The 16,225-nt window shown below is 35.3% G+C and carries 15 protein-coding genes and 3 pseudogenes; 6 read left to right on the forward strand and 12 right to left on the reverse strand.

The features are described from left to right. Positions 1 to 101: 101 nt before the first annotated feature. Genes arsC through HNQ35_RS10385 form a run of 3 tightly spaced genes read right to left on the reverse strand, consistent with a single transcriptional unit; the run spans position 102 to position 2,188 of the window. On the reverse strand, positions 102 to 521 hold the full coding sequence (arsC, locus tag HNQ35_RS10375; RefSeq protein ID WP_146938159.1) for an arsenate reductase (thioredoxin): 420 nt from the start codon (positions 519 to 521) through the stop codon (positions 102 to 104). Between the two features lie 13 nt (positions 522 to 534). Further along, on the reverse strand, positions 535 to 1,833 hold the full coding sequence (locus HNQ35_RS10380) for an arsenic transporter (RefSeq protein ID WP_146938158.1): 1,299 nt from the start codon (positions 1,831 to 1,833) through the stop codon (positions 535 to 537). A 22-nt stretch (positions 1,834 to 1,855) separates the two neighbouring features. Continuing rightward, complete coding sequence (locus tag HNQ35_RS10385; RefSeq protein WP_146938157.1) at positions 1,856 to 2,188, reverse strand: ArsR/SmtB family transcription factor; 333 nt, start codon at positions 2,186 to 2,188, stop codon at positions 1,856 to 1,858. Positions 2,189 to 2,542: 354 nt separating this feature from the next. On the opposite strand from HNQ35_RS10385, the pseudogene HNQ35_RS10390 reads away from it, so the two are divergent. The 3 genes and pseudogenes from HNQ35_RS10390 (at position 2,543) to HNQ35_RS10395 (ending at position 3,303) form a co-directional block, all read left to right on the forward strand. Continuing rightward, a pseudogene (locus HNQ35_RS10390) lies at positions 2,543 to 2,858 on the forward strand (DMT family transporter). Between the two features lie 65 nt (positions 2,859 to 2,923). Further along, a pseudogene (locus tag HNQ35_RS14280) lies at positions 2,924 to 3,168 on the forward strand (DMT family transporter). Between the two features lie 21 nt (positions 3,169 to 3,189). After that, entirely contained in the window at positions 3,190 to 3,303 is a 114-nt protein-coding gene (locus tag HNQ35_RS10395; RefSeq protein WP_371862320.1) for a transposase, read from the forward strand. A 417-nt stretch (positions 3,304 to 3,720) separates the two neighbouring features. Here the strand turns inward: HNQ35_RS10395 and HNQ35_RS10400 are convergent, their stop codons facing one another. The 4 genes from HNQ35_RS10400 to HNQ35_RS10415 all read right to left on the reverse strand — a co-directional run bounded on the left by HNQ35_RS10400 (position 3,721) and on the right by HNQ35_RS10415 (position 8,123). After that, the gene (locus HNQ35_RS10400; protein WP_246118091.1) at positions 3,721 to 3,981 is read right to left on the reverse strand and encodes a PTS glucose transporter subunit IIA; all 261 of its coding nucleotides are present in this window, start codon (positions 3,979 to 3,981) and stop codon (positions 3,721 to 3,723) included. Between the two features lie 205 nt (positions 3,982 to 4,186). Beyond that, positions 4,187 to 6,013: a translational GTPase TypA gene (typA, locus tag HNQ35_RS10405; protein ID WP_146938156.1), complete on the reverse strand. Its 1,827-nt coding sequence runs from the start codon at positions 6,011 to 6,013 to the stop codon at positions 4,187 to 4,189. 80 nt (positions 6,014 to 6,093) lie between these two features. Then, a complete protein-coding gene (locus tag HNQ35_RS10410) occupies positions 6,094 to 7,437 on the reverse strand; it encodes a sensor histidine kinase (RefSeq protein WP_146938155.1) in 1,344 nt (447 codons plus the stop codon). After that, complete coding sequence (locus HNQ35_RS10415) at positions 7,434 to 8,123, reverse strand: response regulator transcription factor (protein WP_146938154.1); 690 nt, start codon at positions 8,121 to 8,123, stop codon at positions 7,434 to 7,436. Before HNQ35_RS10415 ends, HNQ35_RS10410 begins: the two co-directional genes overlap by 4 nt. Before the next feature lie 203 nt (positions 8,124 to 8,326). Here HNQ35_RS10415 and HNQ35_RS10420 point away from each other — a divergent pair, with 203 nt between their 5' ends. Continuing rightward, the gene (locus HNQ35_RS10420) at positions 8,327 to 9,727 is read left to right on the forward strand and encodes a S1C family serine protease (protein WP_246118090.1); all 1,401 of its coding nucleotides are present in this window, start codon (positions 8,327 to 8,329) and stop codon (positions 9,725 to 9,727) included. A 485-nt stretch (positions 9,728 to 10,212) separates the two neighbouring features. Beyond that, a pseudogene (locus HNQ35_RS14585) lies at positions 10,213 to 10,443 on the forward strand (transposase); the annotation flags it as partial. A 77-nt stretch (positions 10,444 to 10,520) separates the two neighbouring features. On the opposite strand, the gene HNQ35_RS10425 reads toward HNQ35_RS14585, so the two are convergent. The 4 genes from HNQ35_RS10425 to cspD form a co-directional block, all read right to left on the reverse strand. Further along, positions 10,521 to 11,198, reverse strand: coding sequence for a TraR/DksA C4-type zinc finger protein (locus HNQ35_RS10425; protein WP_146938153.1), 678 nt, complete (start codon positions 11,196 to 11,198; stop codon positions 10,521 to 10,523). Positions 11,199 to 11,598: 400 nt separating this feature from the next. After that, complete coding sequence (gene yxiS / locus HNQ35_RS10430; RefSeq protein WP_146938152.1) at positions 11,599 to 11,907, reverse strand: protein YxiS; 309 nt, start codon at positions 11,905 to 11,907, stop codon at positions 11,599 to 11,601. Positions 11,908 to 11,928: 21 nt separating this feature from the next. Next, positions 11,929 to 12,597, reverse strand: a complete 669-nt coding sequence (locus tag HNQ35_RS10435; protein WP_246118089.1) for a class I SAM-dependent methyltransferase — start codon at positions 12,595 to 12,597, stop codon at positions 11,929 to 11,931. 398 nt (positions 12,598 to 12,995) lie between these two features. Continuing rightward, positions 12,996 to 13,193, reverse strand: a complete 198-nt coding sequence (gene cspD, locus HNQ35_RS10440; RefSeq protein ID WP_146938151.1) for a cold-shock protein CspD — start codon at positions 13,191 to 13,193, stop codon at positions 12,996 to 12,998. A 691-nt stretch (positions 13,194 to 13,884) separates the two neighbouring features. On the opposite strand from cspD, the gene trhO reads away from it, so the two are divergent. Continuing rightward, positions 13,885 to 14,859, forward strand: a complete 975-nt coding sequence (gene trhO / locus HNQ35_RS10445) for an oxygen-dependent tRNA uridine(34) hydroxylase TrhO (protein ID WP_146938150.1) — start codon at positions 13,885 to 13,887, stop codon at positions 14,857 to 14,859. Between the two features lie 54 nt (positions 14,860 to 14,913). Here trhO and HNQ35_RS10450 read toward each other — a convergent pair whose 3' ends face one another. Further along, positions 14,914 to 15,897 (reverse strand): DMT family transporter, encoded by a 984-nt coding sequence (locus HNQ35_RS10450; protein WP_174771676.1) that lies wholly within the window; start codon positions 15,895 to 15,897, stop codon positions 14,914 to 14,916. Positions 15,898 to 16,225: the final 328 nt, after the last annotated feature.

The raw sequence follows: 16,225 nt of genomic DNA on the forward strand, positions 1-16,225 counted from the left end.
CTCAAATAACCATAAAAAGGCGTGGGGCCTACACTTTTTTAGTGTAAGCTCCCACGCCTTAGTTTTTATTTACTGGGGTTTTGTCCCAGCCTCTTCTTTTTTTATTCTCCTATTCCTTTGAATGTTTTGATGCGTTCTTCTATGGCATCCCTTACCTCTTGAAAAACACGCCACTTTTCAGCTTCTGTTCCCGTTGCTTTTGCTGGATCGGGAAAACCCCAGTGATTTTTTTTGACGTGAGCCGGGGTGACTGGACAACTTTCTAATGCATCATCACATAGTGTAATAACAAGTGAAGCGTTATTAAGCGTATGTTCATCAACCACAGATGACTTTTGCTTTGAAATATCAATACCTACTTCTTGCATCGCCTTTACTGCTAAAGGATTTAAACCATGCGCCTCAATGCCAGCACTTCTAACATCCCATTCTTCACTTAAATATTTCTTTCCAAATCCTTCTGCCATTTGACTACGACAAGAATTACCAGTACAAAGAAAATAAAGTATAGGTTTACCCATCCTTTCCCTCCTCTTAAAAAATGACTAATGTGATATATAGACCCATTAATGTGATGAATAATGTTGGAATCGTTAAGATCATCCCTACTTTAAAGTAATATCCCCACGAAATATGAACATCTTTCGTTTTTAGAACATGTAACCATAATAATGTAGCGAGTGAACCGATGGGTGTTATCTTCGGTCCTAAATCACTGCCGATCACATTGGCATAAATGAGTGCTTCTTTCATAACTCCAGTTGCATTCGTCTCAGCAATAGCAAGCGCATCAATCATAACAGTCGGCATATTATTCATAACCGATGACAAGATGGCAGCGATAAATCCCATGACAATAGTTGCAACAAACATGCCTTGATCAACAGCAACTTGAATAACATCAGCTAATACAGTTGTTAGTCCAACATTTCGTAAGCCATATACGACGACATACATCCCAATGGAAAAGAAAACGATGTTCCATGGTGCGTTTTTTATAATACGAACAGGTTCTACTGTCTCACTATTTTTTCCTAATAATAAAAATAAAATAGCAATCGTCCCTGCTATAAATGATACCGAGATTCCCAAATATTCACTCGTAAAATAACCCGTTAACAATAATAATAAAATGACCCAGGATAACTGAAACATCCGTTTATCTTTAATGGCAGTATGTGGCATCGCTAATTCATTGACATCATAGGTTTTTGGAATATCTTTTCGAAAAAACAAATAAAGCACCACAATACTAGCAATTAAAGAGAATAGATTAGGAATAATCATTCTAGACGCATATTCAACAAATCCAATTGAAAAAAAGTCAGCAGAAACAATGTTTACTAAGTTACTAACGATAAAAGGAAGCGATGTCGTATCAGCAATAAATCCACTCGCCATAATAAACGGCAAGATGAACACGTCCTTAAATCGTAAAGCTCTAACCATTGCTAATACAATCGGAGTTAAAATGAGTGCTGCACCATCATTAGCAAATAAAGCCGCTACTAGAGCTCCTAAAATGGAGATGTAAATAAACATTTTTACACCACTGCCATTTGCTAGACGAGCCATATGTAAGGCAGCCCATTCAAAAAAGCCAATTTCATCTAATACGAGGGAAATGATAATAATTGCCACAAACGCTAATGTTGCGTTCCATACAATATTTGTAACGTCTTTTACATCTGCCAATGTTACGACACCAAATAATAGAGCTAAAATAGCTCCCCCAATCGCTATATAACCAATTCCAAGATTTTTGGGTTGCCAAATAACGAGAATAAGTGTCATAAAAAATATAATAATTGCCATGATTATTGCTATATCCATATACAATCCTCCATCATTTACATTAACAAATTGTAATATTGTCTATTTTCTTTAATAATTCATATGGAACTGGAATTTGCTTAAGAATGTGATCGATAAAGGGATACTCATTCGATTCTTTATTTAATTCATAATACACCCATTTTCCACGACGCTCTTCATTAACTAAATTTGCATCACGTAATCTTCTAAGATGCTGACTAATAGCGGGCTGAGACATATTTAATACTGAGACAAGTTCACAAACACAACATTCTTTCTGTTGAATAAGCTTTAAAATCATTAATCGCGTTTTATCTCCAAGTAATTTCAAAACAGGTACAATCGTATCAATATCCATTACTTTCGTAGCCAATTATGTACATCTCCTTTTTCATATAATCAAATAATTATATGATGATATTATAAATTGAAATGACCTAATAAACAAGAAGACAGAACACCAGAAGTCATTAACGAAGCCGCTTGATATACAAGGAATATTTATAAAACTGATTTTACGTCGGTCTTAATAATCTTGGGTATTCAGATTATGGTGTGGAAGACTACACTCTAAAACTTGAATAAATACTAAGTTTCTGTAAAATTTTAAAAAATTAAATAAGGAAAATGTTTTCTAGGGTTCGGTAACAAGTATGTTAGTCTGGTCCAAGAGAAAACTCACAGCTCATCTGTATCACGAAAGCCTGGGAGAAACTGTTTAACAGTTATCGCCGCTTTTTTTGAGGTATCTTGGTTAATTGAATTAAAACACACTGATGATTTTTGGACTTGGAGTGGAACAATTATTGTAATTATCATCAGTTTTTATTTAATGATTATGACACGTAGAAAACTCCCTGTTGCAACGTTCTATACATTATTTGTAAGATTGGGTACAGCAGGGAAGATTTTTTCAGATGTCGTATTTTTTCGTGAAAACATTTAAAGTAACAAAGATTATATTGATTTTAGTTTTATTAGCAGGGGTAATTGGTTTAAAATTAGTTACTAAAAACAATGTTCAAGAAGGTGTTGAACCTTAATGACATAGGTTACTTTAGTAGTTACAAGTTTATTTGAAATGTTTGGTGTTTCAATGATAATTTAATTGCATAAAGATCATAATTTGGAGTCTGTAATACTGCTAATTCTTGCATTTGGAGCAAGTTTTGTATTTCTTGCACATGCAATGAAATCATCTATATGGACTATATGCAATCTGGACAGGGTATGGGTACTTCAGGAGGAGCGTTATTAGGAATGATATTATATGGCGAATCAAAAGACTGGAAAAGAATAGTTTTTATAACAATGGTATTAGGATCAGCAGTTGGTTTAAAGCTAGTCTCGTAAAAGAGAAATACCTTGGTAAATATGGAAAAAGAGATATTCAACTACTTCATTTCTCCCATTACAAACTCCTATATAGAGTCTCTAAATCGTTTAATTAAAACAATGAAACATATTGGGGCGTGGATACTCTTTTGAAACACTTAGAGCTTTTGAGATTTACCTGAATAGCATGCAAAACGAAATAAGCGAAGAAACTTATCCGGTTTTCCCTCTTGTTCCAATCTGCGTATTTTTTAAAAAAGCTGTTCAGATGATTGGATCATCTTTGATCTTCAATACATTGTGTTGTTATAATTTTCCTCTGTGAGAGGATGTATTGAAGGATCAATGTAGCCTCTCATTTGGAGTTTTAGACACGAGAGGTCACATTGAAGGATCAATAAGGTGTCTCATTGCGTACTTTCACTGCGAGAGTACATGTTGACCCTTAAATATTCGCCACAAATTATCTTAGACAAGACTAACCATAAGAAGTAGTCAATCCCAAACTTGCAGATCAAATGTGATGAGGCGTTGACCGAGTTCCATTCTATCTCCTTGTTCGACATGAGCCTAAAAGCCTCCTCCTTTTAAAACGACTGTTTCTAAACCAGTGTGAATAAGAACTTCTACACCAGCATCAATTTTTAAACCGCTGGCATGTTTTGTGGGGAAAAGGGAAACCACTTCATCATCTTCTTGTATCATCGCTATCCCATCCCCTACTATTTTTTCTAAAAACGTTGGATCCAGAACCGTTTCCAGTTGTTGAACCGTTCCATTTAAAGGCGCATAAATAACGTATTGGCTATCCACATTTTGTTTATTAGCCATATCAAGTACTTCCCATATAATATATTAACTTGTATAGGCATCTTATAATTCAGTTTTAACCTGTATATACATGTTCGGCAACAATATTATAGAAGCCACCATCTTTTATAAGAACGCTTTAAATTATGTTACCCAAACTTCACGATATCACATAAAAAAATCGATATGTCTGAAAGTAAAAGGACATACCGATTTTATCTATTCATTAACTTTTATTTCGTTTTGCTGCTTTTTCACGTTCTGATTTATTTAAAATTTTCTTCCGTAAACGAATGGATTCTGGTGTTACTTCACAATACTCATCATCATTTAAATATTGTAAAGCTTCCTCTAAAGACATATCGCGTGTTTTTCGAATCGTAACCGTTTGGTCTTTATTAGCGGAACGCATATTCGTTAAATGTTTCTCTCTCGTAATATTTACGGTTAAATCATTTTCACGGTTATGTTCTCCAACTATCATCCCAGCATAAACTTCTGTACCAGGTTCAACAAATATAACACCACGATCTTCTAATTGCATAATTCCGTAAGTTGATGCTTTTCCAGTTTCAAGGGCAACTAAAGCCCCTTGACGACGACCACCAAGCTGTCCAGGTGTAACCGGTTGGTATGAATCAAACGTATGATTAAAAATACCATAACCTTGTGTTTGTGTCATAAATTCCATAGCGTAACCGATTAAGCCACGGGATGGGACCTTGAATTCAAGGCGCACTTGACCGTTACCGTAATTAATCATATCTAGCATTTCGCCTTTTCTCGAACCGAGAGATTCCATAACAGTCCCTGTATATTCTTCTGGTACATCAATTTGTACGCGTTCAACGGGCTCATATTTCACACCATCGATTTCTTTTATAATAACTTTCGGTTTAGATAGTTGTAGCTCATAACCTTCACGACGCATATTTTCTATTAATATGGATAAATGTAATTCCCCACGACCTGATACAATCCATGCATCAGGTGATTCGGTCGGTTCCACACGAAGACTCACATCTGTTTCTAACTGTTTCATTAATCGTTCCTTTATTTGACGTGAGGTAATATACTTTCCTTCCTTGCCAGCAAACGGGCTATTATTGACGACAAAGGTCATCTGTAACGTTGGCTCATCAATACGGACTTCTGGCAAGGCCTCTAAATGATCTGGTGGACAAATCGTTTCACCAACATTTAAATCGTCCATACCTGATAAGGCAACAATGTCACCGGCTTTTGCTTCTTTAATTTCAATCCGCTTCAAACCAATAAATCCAAACAATTTCGTGACGCGGAAAGATTTTGTCGAGCCATCGTTTTTCATAACAACGACTTGTTCACCGACACGAATTCTCCCACGAAAGATGCGTCCAATTCCAATTCGTCCAACATAATCATTATAGTCTAGTAATGAAACTTGAAATTGTAATGGCTCTTCGCTTTTAGCCTTAGGAGCAGGAATATGTTCTAATATCGTTTTAAAAACAGGATCCATTGTTTTTGCTTGATCGTTTGGTTCCAGTCCTGATGTACCGTGCAATGCAGAAGCATAGACAACTGGAAATTCCACTTGCTCATCATCTGCACCTAAGTCAATAAACAAATCCAACACTTGGTCAATAACCTCATCCGGTCGTGCATTAGGGCGGTCTATTTTATTTAATACAACGATCGGTGTTAATTTTTGTTCCAATGCTTTCATTAATACGAAACGTGTTTGTGGCATCGTTCCTTCATAAGCATCAACTACAAGAATAACACCATCTACCATTCTTAAAATACGTTCAACTTCACCACCGAAATCAGCATGTCCCGGCGTATCAAGTATATTAATCGTTGTACCTTTATATTTTACAGCCGTATTTTTAGCTAATATCGTAATGCCACGTTCTCTTTCAATCTCATCAGAGTCCATAACACGATCATCTACTTGTTCATGTTCATGGAATGTTCCTGAATACTTTAATAGCTGATCAACTAACGTTGTTTTTCCATGGTCTACATGTGCAATAATCGCAATATTACGTATATCTTCTCTTCGTTGCACAGGCAACGCTCCTCTCTTTATAACAACTTAATTAGTATAGCACATCTCATATGCTACTAAAATATTTGCATTTAATAAATTTATTTTTTTATCAGCTGGTGAAACATCATTTTAAACTTCGCTCCACCTAAGTCTGAATCATAGACTTCTATCTTACCATCTGAACGCTCGATAATCGCTCGTGAAATAGCAAGTCCTAATCCTGTTTCTCCATGCTTACCTTTTACAAAACGTTGAAATATATGCGGTTTCAGTTCATCCGGAATACCTTGTCCATCATCTTCTACAGTGATGATGACATGTTTATTATCTTCAGTGAGACGGATTCGCACAATGTCATGCGCATGACGAACACCGTTTATCGTTATATTTAACATCGCTCTTAATAGTTTTTCTTGATCTGCTTTAACAATCAACCCTTTTGTAACAGCATAATCCAAAGTAATATTTTTATCATTAGCTAAAGGAATGACGCGATCAATCACTTGTTCAACGAGCTCTGCCATATGAACAGGTTCTTCTTGATAGACCGTTTTCTCACTTTCTAATTTCGCTAAAATAGTCATTTCATTGATAATTTTTTTCAAACGTTTTACTTCAACAACCATGACTTCTAAGCCTTTTTCGGCTTCTGCTTGATCAAAGACACCTTCTTTGATCCCTTCCGCATAGCCTTGAATCGTCATTAACGGGGTTTTCAGTTCATGGCTAGCATTTTGAAAAAAAGTTTGCTGTGAATTGATATATCGTTCTAATTCATTCGCCATATGATAGACACCTTCTGCAACTTCATGAATTTCCCCAGTCGCTTGTATCGGTTGGATCTCATTAAACTTTCGCTGTTCAATCTTTTTTACTTGATGTTTTAAGTGAGTCAGTGGTGTCACCATTTTTCTCGTTAAAAAATAGCTCAATATAACAGCTACAATTGCCCCGATTAAAAACACAAGTAAAAGCCGAGTAAAAAAATCATGCTGAACAAGCTTCAAATCATGGAGCGGTGTTAATAATATAAGTTCCAATCCTGATGATCGTGGGTAAAAAAGAATACGGGATTGCACAAACTTATCATTGCGATAGCTCATTAATTTTGCGTGCATATTGGAAAAGTCATTAGATTTTATAAATCCTTGAACGACTTGATCCGGCATCGTTGAATAAAGCACTTGATCCGACTCTCTATCATATAAAAACATCTGTAAATCTTGTTCTTTAAGAAACGTATTAAACTGTTCAATATCTTTTTGGGTTTTATAGCGATCTGATAATACTTTTACAATAATTTGGCCTTTTTGTTCAAGTTGTCTTTGTTCATTTGAAATTAATAAATCCATGATAAGTGAATAAATGACAAAACCGGTAATCGCCATCATAATAATTAATAACATCGTAAAAGCTGTGTTTAATTGGGCTTGAAGTTTCATGTGGGTTCCTCTTTATCTCTCAGGCGATAACCATAACCCCATACCGTCTCTAATGGTATATGATTTAATTTTTTGCGAATACGTTTTACTAAATCATCAACAGCACGGTCACTGCCGAAGTAGTCTTCACCCCATACTTTAATAAGTAACTCTTCACGCGAGAAAGCCCGATTAACATTTTGTGATAATAATAGTAATAGGTCGAATTCCTTTGTCGTGACTTCTCGCTCTTTTCCTTTCCAGAACAGTCGCCGATCATGTTCATAAATGAGTAAGTCTCCTACTTTTATACGATGATCATCCTTTTGTTTATGTTGAACGGTAGAATCCAGACGTTTAAATAGACGTTTAACCCGGGCAACGAGTTCGCGAGGGCTAAACGGTTTTGTTAAATAATCGTCTCCACCTAATTCCAATCCAAGAATCTTATCAATTTCTTCATCTTTTGCCGAAATGATAATGATAGGAACATCACTTTCATTTCGAATTCGTTTACAAAATTCATACCCGTCCATTCCAGGTAACATAATATCTAAAATCCACATATCTGGAGGATTCTTTTTCCATAACTTCCAACCCGCTTCAGCTGAATCTAATAATGTCACATGATAGCCTGCTTTTTTTAAAAAAGCCGATACAATATTTTGGATATTCGTATCATCTTCAACTATACCGATATGCTTCATCTAGTCACCCTCCATTCGGTCTTTACTTCTATTTTCCCATATTCAAACAGTAAATAACAACATTCGCATTTAACAGACTCACATTTCCATACTTATTCCACAATTATACCAAATGAATACAAACTTCTTGATGTAAAATAACTATATAAGAGATAATAATAGAGAATGACCTTTTTATCTTTTATGAAGAAGGAGGCTTTTTCATGAGACATGATGATATGAAACCATATAATCAATCAGAAGCAAACCATCACGACGAAAATGAAACCAAACGTGACGTAGCTGAAACTGATACGTATAAACTAAAACAAGAAGAATCCTTAATCTTCAATGATGGACAGGGTGAACAACATACACACTCTAATCAACTGTTAACACCTGCTTCAAACGATGAATATAACAATCAACAAATGGCACGTCAATCCAGCCATAGAAAAACAAATCATTCGTCTCGCTTTAATATAGGAGCTTTTTTTAGTGGTATGATAGGTGGGTTAATTCCTGTAATTGTAGCCATATTATTAATCATGAATCATGTCTTACCACTTCCTATTTCAGGCAATGAACAACCACAACAAACACCAATAAAAGAAGAGTATAGCGAAGAGGTCGTATCGAACATCTCAAGTGATGATGCAGAAGTATCCACAGACATTTCAGAAGTATCTGATGCTGTTGTAGGTGTTCTTAATTTGCAACAGCGAAGCATTTGGGAACCGAGTGAAGAAGTCGGATCAGGTTCAGGAATTGTCTATAAAAAGAAAGATGGATATGCTTATATCGTAACAAATGAACATGTTGTACAAGATGCTCAGGAATTGGAAATAGTCTTTAATGATGATAAACGAGCAGATGCTAAGGTACTTGGAACAGATAAATTAACAGATTTAGCCGTTTTAAAAATTGATGGGAAACACGTTAAAACAATTGCAAAACTCGGCGATTCTGAAAAGCTAAAGGTCGGTGAAACGGTCTTTGCCATCGGAAATCCTTTAGGTATTGAATTTGCTAACTCACTGACAAAAGGAATCATTAGTGGACTTAACCGTTCAATTAGTGTGGATACGAATGGCGATGGGCAACCAGATTGGATTACAGAAGTTATTCAAACAGATGCCGCGATTAATCCAGGAAATAGCGGTGGCGCATTAGTTAATAAAAATGGAGATGTCATTGGTATTAATTCAATGAAAGTAGCAAGACATGCTGTCGAAGGAATTGGCCTTGCGATACCAATTGATGCTGCGTTACCTATTATGAAACAACTCGAAACAAATGGTGAAGTCGTTCGACCATTTATTGGCATTAGCTCGGCTCCATTAAGCGATGTCCCACCGCAATATAGAAATCAAATCGTTTTACCGAAAAACATCGAAGGCGGTATGGTCATCGCCAACGTTGAAGTCGGTTCCCCGGCTGACAAAGCAGGTTTAAAACAATTTGATATCATTACAAAAATCAATGGTCAAAAAGTGACTTCTATCTTAGAACTAAGAAAATTCCTCTACACTGAAGCTAATGTTAATGAAAAGGTGACTATTGAATTTTATCGTGATGGTAAAAAACAAGAAGTCGAATTAAAACTAACAGAACGAAGTATATAATAAGAAGAGGCTGGGACAAAACCACTGAAAGATGAAAAAATATTTTTGTTCATTTTTTCCTACTGTCCTAGTCCCCTTCTCCTAATGATCATGACAGTATGTGAATGATCATTAGAGCAATCTGTGGTTTGTTTGTATAGTAAAGAGATACTACAAATTATTGTCGGGTATTCTTCGCTATCATTTGAACTTTTGGATAAAATCATGCGGAGTGAAAAGAGCTACTCTACATGGACTTAAAGATTTGCACGTAACCATGCGGGGTGGAGAGAGCTACTCTGCATGGTTTTAAAGATTTGCACGTAACCATGCGGGGTGGAGAGAGCTACTCTGCATGGTTTTGAAGATTTGCGCGTAACCATGTGGGGTAGAAAGAGCTACTCTACATGGATTCTAAGATTTACGCGTAACTATGCGGAGTGGAGAACTTTTCTCGTTTCCAATTTTGATTTTTTGTATGTTATCATCTAATAGATGATAACAAATATGAAAAACGTAAAATAAATGTTGAACCAGTTTTGGATTCCTGAAGGCTAATTTGTCATTCCCTCAATTTTTCGTCAGTGGAAGATCGAAAGTAGAAAATGAATGAGCATTTACATTAATGGCGATAAACTTAAGAAGTATACCGCCAAAATACAAAATAATAATCATAACAATCCGAAACAAAAAATTGTGGAAACAACATGTTAATGTTTATTCCGCAATTTTTCTCTTTAAGACTGGTTTTTTAGTCCTTTTAATTTATCGAATCGTTTTTTTTAGTAAGTAAAACACAATAACAAAAAAGCACTTACTCTTCTTCTGTAATCTCATAATTTTCCAGTTTATTTTGTCGGAGTTCTGTTCCGAGAATCTCTCCGTCATCGGTTGAAGTCATCATGTTTTCAATTTCTTCTACAAAACCTACGAAACCGTCATTGTTTGGATACATCTCGTTATAGTCTTTTCGATCGCCAAAGAAATCAGACGGTGTTTCACTTGTACCGTATTGACTCACTTCTTGCCAGGCATCTTCAGCATCATAGCCTAATTGTTTCTCTGAAGTTGTATCATCCGGATTAATATTCGGACTAAACACTTGCTCTTCGACGGGGCGAGCGTTCTCATAAAGTGTGTTCGAAGCGTGTTCGATACAACGATCTGTCGTCGGAACAGCTTCTAAGCGCTCATAAGGAATATCCTCCCCGCATTCAACACAAATGCCATATGATCCTTCTTCAATCGCATGGAGAGCACGATTGATATCTTCTAACTCCTTCTCTAAATGTTCATTAAGAGCTAAATCCTTAGCTCTTTCATATGTTTCCGTCCCTAAATCCCCTGGATGATTATCATAATTCGACAATTCACCAGTTGTTTGTCTTTGGGCATTTTCTAAACCATAATGATTTTGAATTTGTGGAAAAAGTTCATTTTGCCTTGAAACTAATGTCGCTTTTAAATGATTCTTTTCCGTATCTGATAACATCGTCACTTTACCTCCTTAAACCTGTATAACAAATAGGTAGATGTAAAGTTACTTTATGTTATTTTGATCCGTTCATTCTGTTATTTCTTCCCATTACAAAACGGTAATCTTCCGTAATAGCTATCATCTCTGTGAAGTAGAATAATTTTTCTTAAAAAAAGAGCCCAGTTACGCGGAATTGAACTCTTTTTTATTTAGCTTAAATTCTTTTCACTCAAAGTTTACATTCAGCTTTTATACTGACTCCGGACTTATGTCATTCCCATTATCCAGTAAATTGACGATTCATTATTGAAGAAGATGTAAAACTTCCAAAAAGCATTCTCAATGTTAGAAATTATGGATATGTACTCACGAATAAATGTTAATGATTTATATTAAAAAAAGATGACATTTCAAATCAGGCGTCATCTTTTTTAATCTGTTCTATTTCTCTTTGGACAATAAATGCTAAATCATGATTTCCAAACAGCTGCAAAGCTTGTATAACAGTCTGTTCTGGAATCAGCTGGGACTCTTCTTTCGGTACTGTTAATTTAAGTGCCTCTTCTAAAAGGGGATTTATCATTTGCTCAGGATACGCTTCTTTATATAATTGTTCTGGATCCAGATCATGATTTATACACCACTGCGCATAAACAAGAATCATCATCTTTTCATCAGATTGATAACTATCTATGACTTGTTGTTCGACTTCTTTTTTATTCAATCTAAATCTACCTTCCATCGTTTATTTTTTTCGAAAACAATAAACCCACATAAAAGAGAGGGCTTGTTGTAATTCTTCAGTCAATTCCGCGTAATGATGGACTTTGACACCTCGTTTATATACACCGAAACCATCAACAAAATGAAAGCCTTGTTCCTCTGCTAGTTGTTTCAACTCCCACGGCATCATTGTATTACAAATTGCCACTTGTTCATACAATCTTGGATAACTATTTTTCCTAGGTCCCGCTGTTGGACCTAATATACCTACAAAAAATAGACCATCTTCTTTTATTACGCGGTCAATCTCTTGCAGTCCTTGCAACGGATGCTCTAACCATTCCAACACATTGATTGCCATCACTGCAGAAAATGAATGATCTTTAAAAGGAAGCTCGTGAATACTTCCCTTCAAAAAAGAAATACCCCTATAATTGGCTTTCGCAATGTCAATCATATCAGCGGATAAATCAACACCTGTCACATCATAGCCCGCTTGTTTTAATTTAAAAGATCCATACCCATCACCACAGCCAATATCAAGAATTGAAGCTTTATGTTGAAGATGTCTTTCGATAAATGGAACAATCTGCTTACGACTCCCTTTATCCCACATGTTCCGACTTCTTTCACTCCACTGGACGGCTTGACTATCCCATTGTTTTTTCGTTTCATCTTGCCAATTAAACACTTTCTAAAATTCCCTCCCTTTGTTTCTCTATATCCCTTTAAATTCATTATAGACTATTCAATAAATGTTTTTCAGGCTCTATACTAAAACTCTATGGTAATCGCTTTAAATGAGTATAAAGGAGATACTAAACAGCTTTTATTTGATTACTCAAATGGCTTTTTAGAAAGGATTAAGAAAACATCTGACAAAAGTCATAAAGAGAAATGCTTTTTATTTTAGAAATTTTCCTCAGGAAACGGGGGGAGTACTGCTATTACATAAGTATAAATAATTGGAAGCCACGTTGGATAAATGAGGTTCCAATCTCTCACTTATCCCAATATTTGGCATAATAGTGTTATTCAAAACAAAAAAGGCCTTCTTCATCACGAAGAAAGACCTTTTCTTTTTATCAATTATAGTTTAACAACGTTTGCCGCTTGTGGGCCACGGTTACCTTCAACGATTTCGAATTCAACTTCTTGACCTTCTTCAAGAGTTTTGAAACCTTCGCCTTCGATCGCTGAGAAGTGTACGAATACATCGTCACCGTCTTCACGCTCGATAAAACCGAAACCTTTCTCTGCGTTAAACCATTTTACTTTTCCAGTCATTCGAACAACCTCCTTATCCAATATAGTGTTGCAAAGTAATTGAATCATGAATACTTTTACACCACTTTGGTAAAGAGATCGTAAAAAATTATTCAACCTTCAATTTCCTTTTGCTATGTCTAACTTTACCTGTTTGTGGTGCTCATTGCAAGTAATAAGGAAAAATTTTTTAAAATTTTTTTGTTTTAGCATTTTCCTCGGTCTTATTATTCGATATATGTTCATTAGTATACGTCAGGTAAAATGATTTTCTTTTGTAATAAATGGTATCTTCATCATCTGTCTGTTATACACATTACTTAATTCATTCGAAGACGAAAAGATAGCTCTAGTTCGTCAAATACTTATACAGATTTAACGAAATACATCATGTCAATGACATGTCGCAGTCACTTTTCATAGATGTATCATTTTTCCAAAAAAACCATTTAAAATTCAATTGTCTACGATGATACGATGACATGAAAACTGTCCGACTTTCCTAAGTTTTTATTTATAAATGCAGAGTATTTTCTCTTATTTTATGCAAATATTAAGAGTAGATAATAATTATTTTTACATTTAAGCAAACATAATGACCATTGCATATCCTTATTCATATTTGATATAATTATTATTTGCAAGGTGTTTATAGTGTAAACCACATAATCATTTGTTCTTGCAAAATAAATGGGATAGGTGGTAACAAATTATGAAGGAAAAGTATCGCGTATTATTATATTATCATTACGTTCACATTGAAGATCCTAAAACATATGCGGCGGAGCATCTTCAATATTGTAAAGACTTAGGTATTAAAGGACGTATTTTAGTTGCTCATGAAGGAATAAATGGAACCCTTTCTGGAACAATTGAACAAACTGACACTTATATGGAACACATGAAACAAGATCCACGTTTCAAAGATATGGTTTTCAAAATGGATTTACATGACGGTCATGCCTTTAAAAAAATGCATGTTCGCCACCGTCCAGAGCTTGTCACACTTCGCTTAGAAGACGATATTAACCCTTTAGAATTAACCGGTAACTATTTAAAGCCGAAGGAATTTTATGAAGCCATGCAAGATGAAAACACAATCGTTATTGATGCACGTAACGATTATGAATACGATTTAGGCCATTTTCGTGGAGCTGTTCGTCCAGATATTCGCACATTCCGTGAACTTCCTGGTTGGATTAAGGAAAATAAAGAAATTCTAGAAGGGAAAAAAATCCTTGCCTACTGTACTGGTGGCATTCGTTGTGAGAAATTCACTGGCTGGTTAAAACGTGAAGGGTACGAAGATGTTAACCAATTACAAGGTGGTATCGTCACATACGGCTATGATCCTGAAGTACAAGGGGCATTATGGGATGGAAAATGCTATGTCTTTGATGAGCGTATTTCAGTTCCAATAAATAGAAAGGAACATGTTATTGTTGGCGTTGATTACTTCGACGGTACACCATGCGAACGTTATGTTAACTGCGCAAATCCTGAGTGTAATAAACAAATCCTTTGTTCTGAGGAAAATGAGCATAAATATATGCGCGGTTGTACGCATGAATGTCGAGTACATCCTCGCAACTTATATATTAAAGAACATAATCTTTCTGAAGAAGAAGTCGATCGCCGTCTAAAAGCAATCGAAGAAGAAGACAGATTAAAAAGAAAAGCAATGTAAACATAAAAAAACACGAGTGGTTCTTTATGAACTGCCCGTGTTTTTATTTTGAAGCTATGATGATGTTGTTGCCGACTGCTTATACGCAACCTTCTTGCTGTTATTAATAGAACGCTTTCTTAATAAGATGCGCTGATAAATGTTATTTAATAATAAAGCTAACACAATAAATGCTGTGCCTACTACATCGTATAACGTTAAGTTGTATCCTTGAACGTATCCAATCACTAACGTCGTAACAGGTACAAAACTTAAAAATAACAAACTGTTAATAGGCTCTAAAATTCGAACCCCTTCATTCCAGCCAAGAAGCGCAATAACCCCTGGAAAAATAACCATAAATATCATATCATAACGAACAGCATAAATCGCGTCTATCGTTGGAGCTTCAACTAAGCCAAACAAAGTCGTTAAAAACACAATACCTGTTGTTGTCACAATACCATATGTTAATGTCAATGTTGAGTAGCGAAGGATTGACCAATCAGGAAAACGTCCTCCACCCATTGTATAGACAACCCATCCAACAATACCAAAAAATAAGATTCCTAATGGGAACAACTGCTTATGGAGATTGGACAAGAAGCCAAGATCACCATTAGTTACAACAAGAACAACTCCTAAAAAAGCAATTCCTATTGAGAAAAGTGTAAACGCGCTTGGCCTTCTCCTACTTAACATCCATATAATTAATACGGAAACCATCGGGCTAAGTGACTCCATAATAGAAGCTAGTAAAGTTCCTGTTTCACCGAGCATTTCCTGACCCCAAAAAATAAATAAATTATAAATCGTAAACCCCATCGTTCCAAAAAACCACACATAAAATCCACGACCGTCTGTGTGAAAAGCCTCTTTTCCCTCTTTCACTAATAAGATGATGATTAATATGAGTGCCACAGGAATATAACGAAAAATAGTAAAATAAAAAGAGTCGATATATTTAAAACTATGGTTCGCAACCGGAAACATAGCACCCCATGATATACTCGCTAATAAAGCTAAAAAAACACCCCATAACATCTTGTTTTTACGCAACCATTCTCAACCCCCGTTGATTGTTCTATATCTATTTAACTACAGCTTTATTATCAAGTGAAATGATTATTATTGATATTTGACATCACTTTAAGAGATAGCAATTTTGTGTGAAAAATACAAATATTACTATGTATATGGGTAATAACAATTTTATAAAGGGACAATTGCACGTCATAAAAAACATTAACGCATTTCACAATGATTCAATGAACGACTTATTAACACTAATCATTCTCTTTATTAGAATTACCGTTTTTTTAGACATGTTATGTTTATATGATCAACTCATATTTTGAAACAATTATGTTAAAAAATAATCCGAAAC

The sequence above is a fragment of the Cerasibacillus quisquiliarum genome (assembly GCF_014202495.1).
GTDB classification, from domain to species: domain Bacteria; phylum Bacillota; class Bacilli; order Bacillales; family Amphibacillaceae; genus Cerasibacillus; species Cerasibacillus quisquiliarum.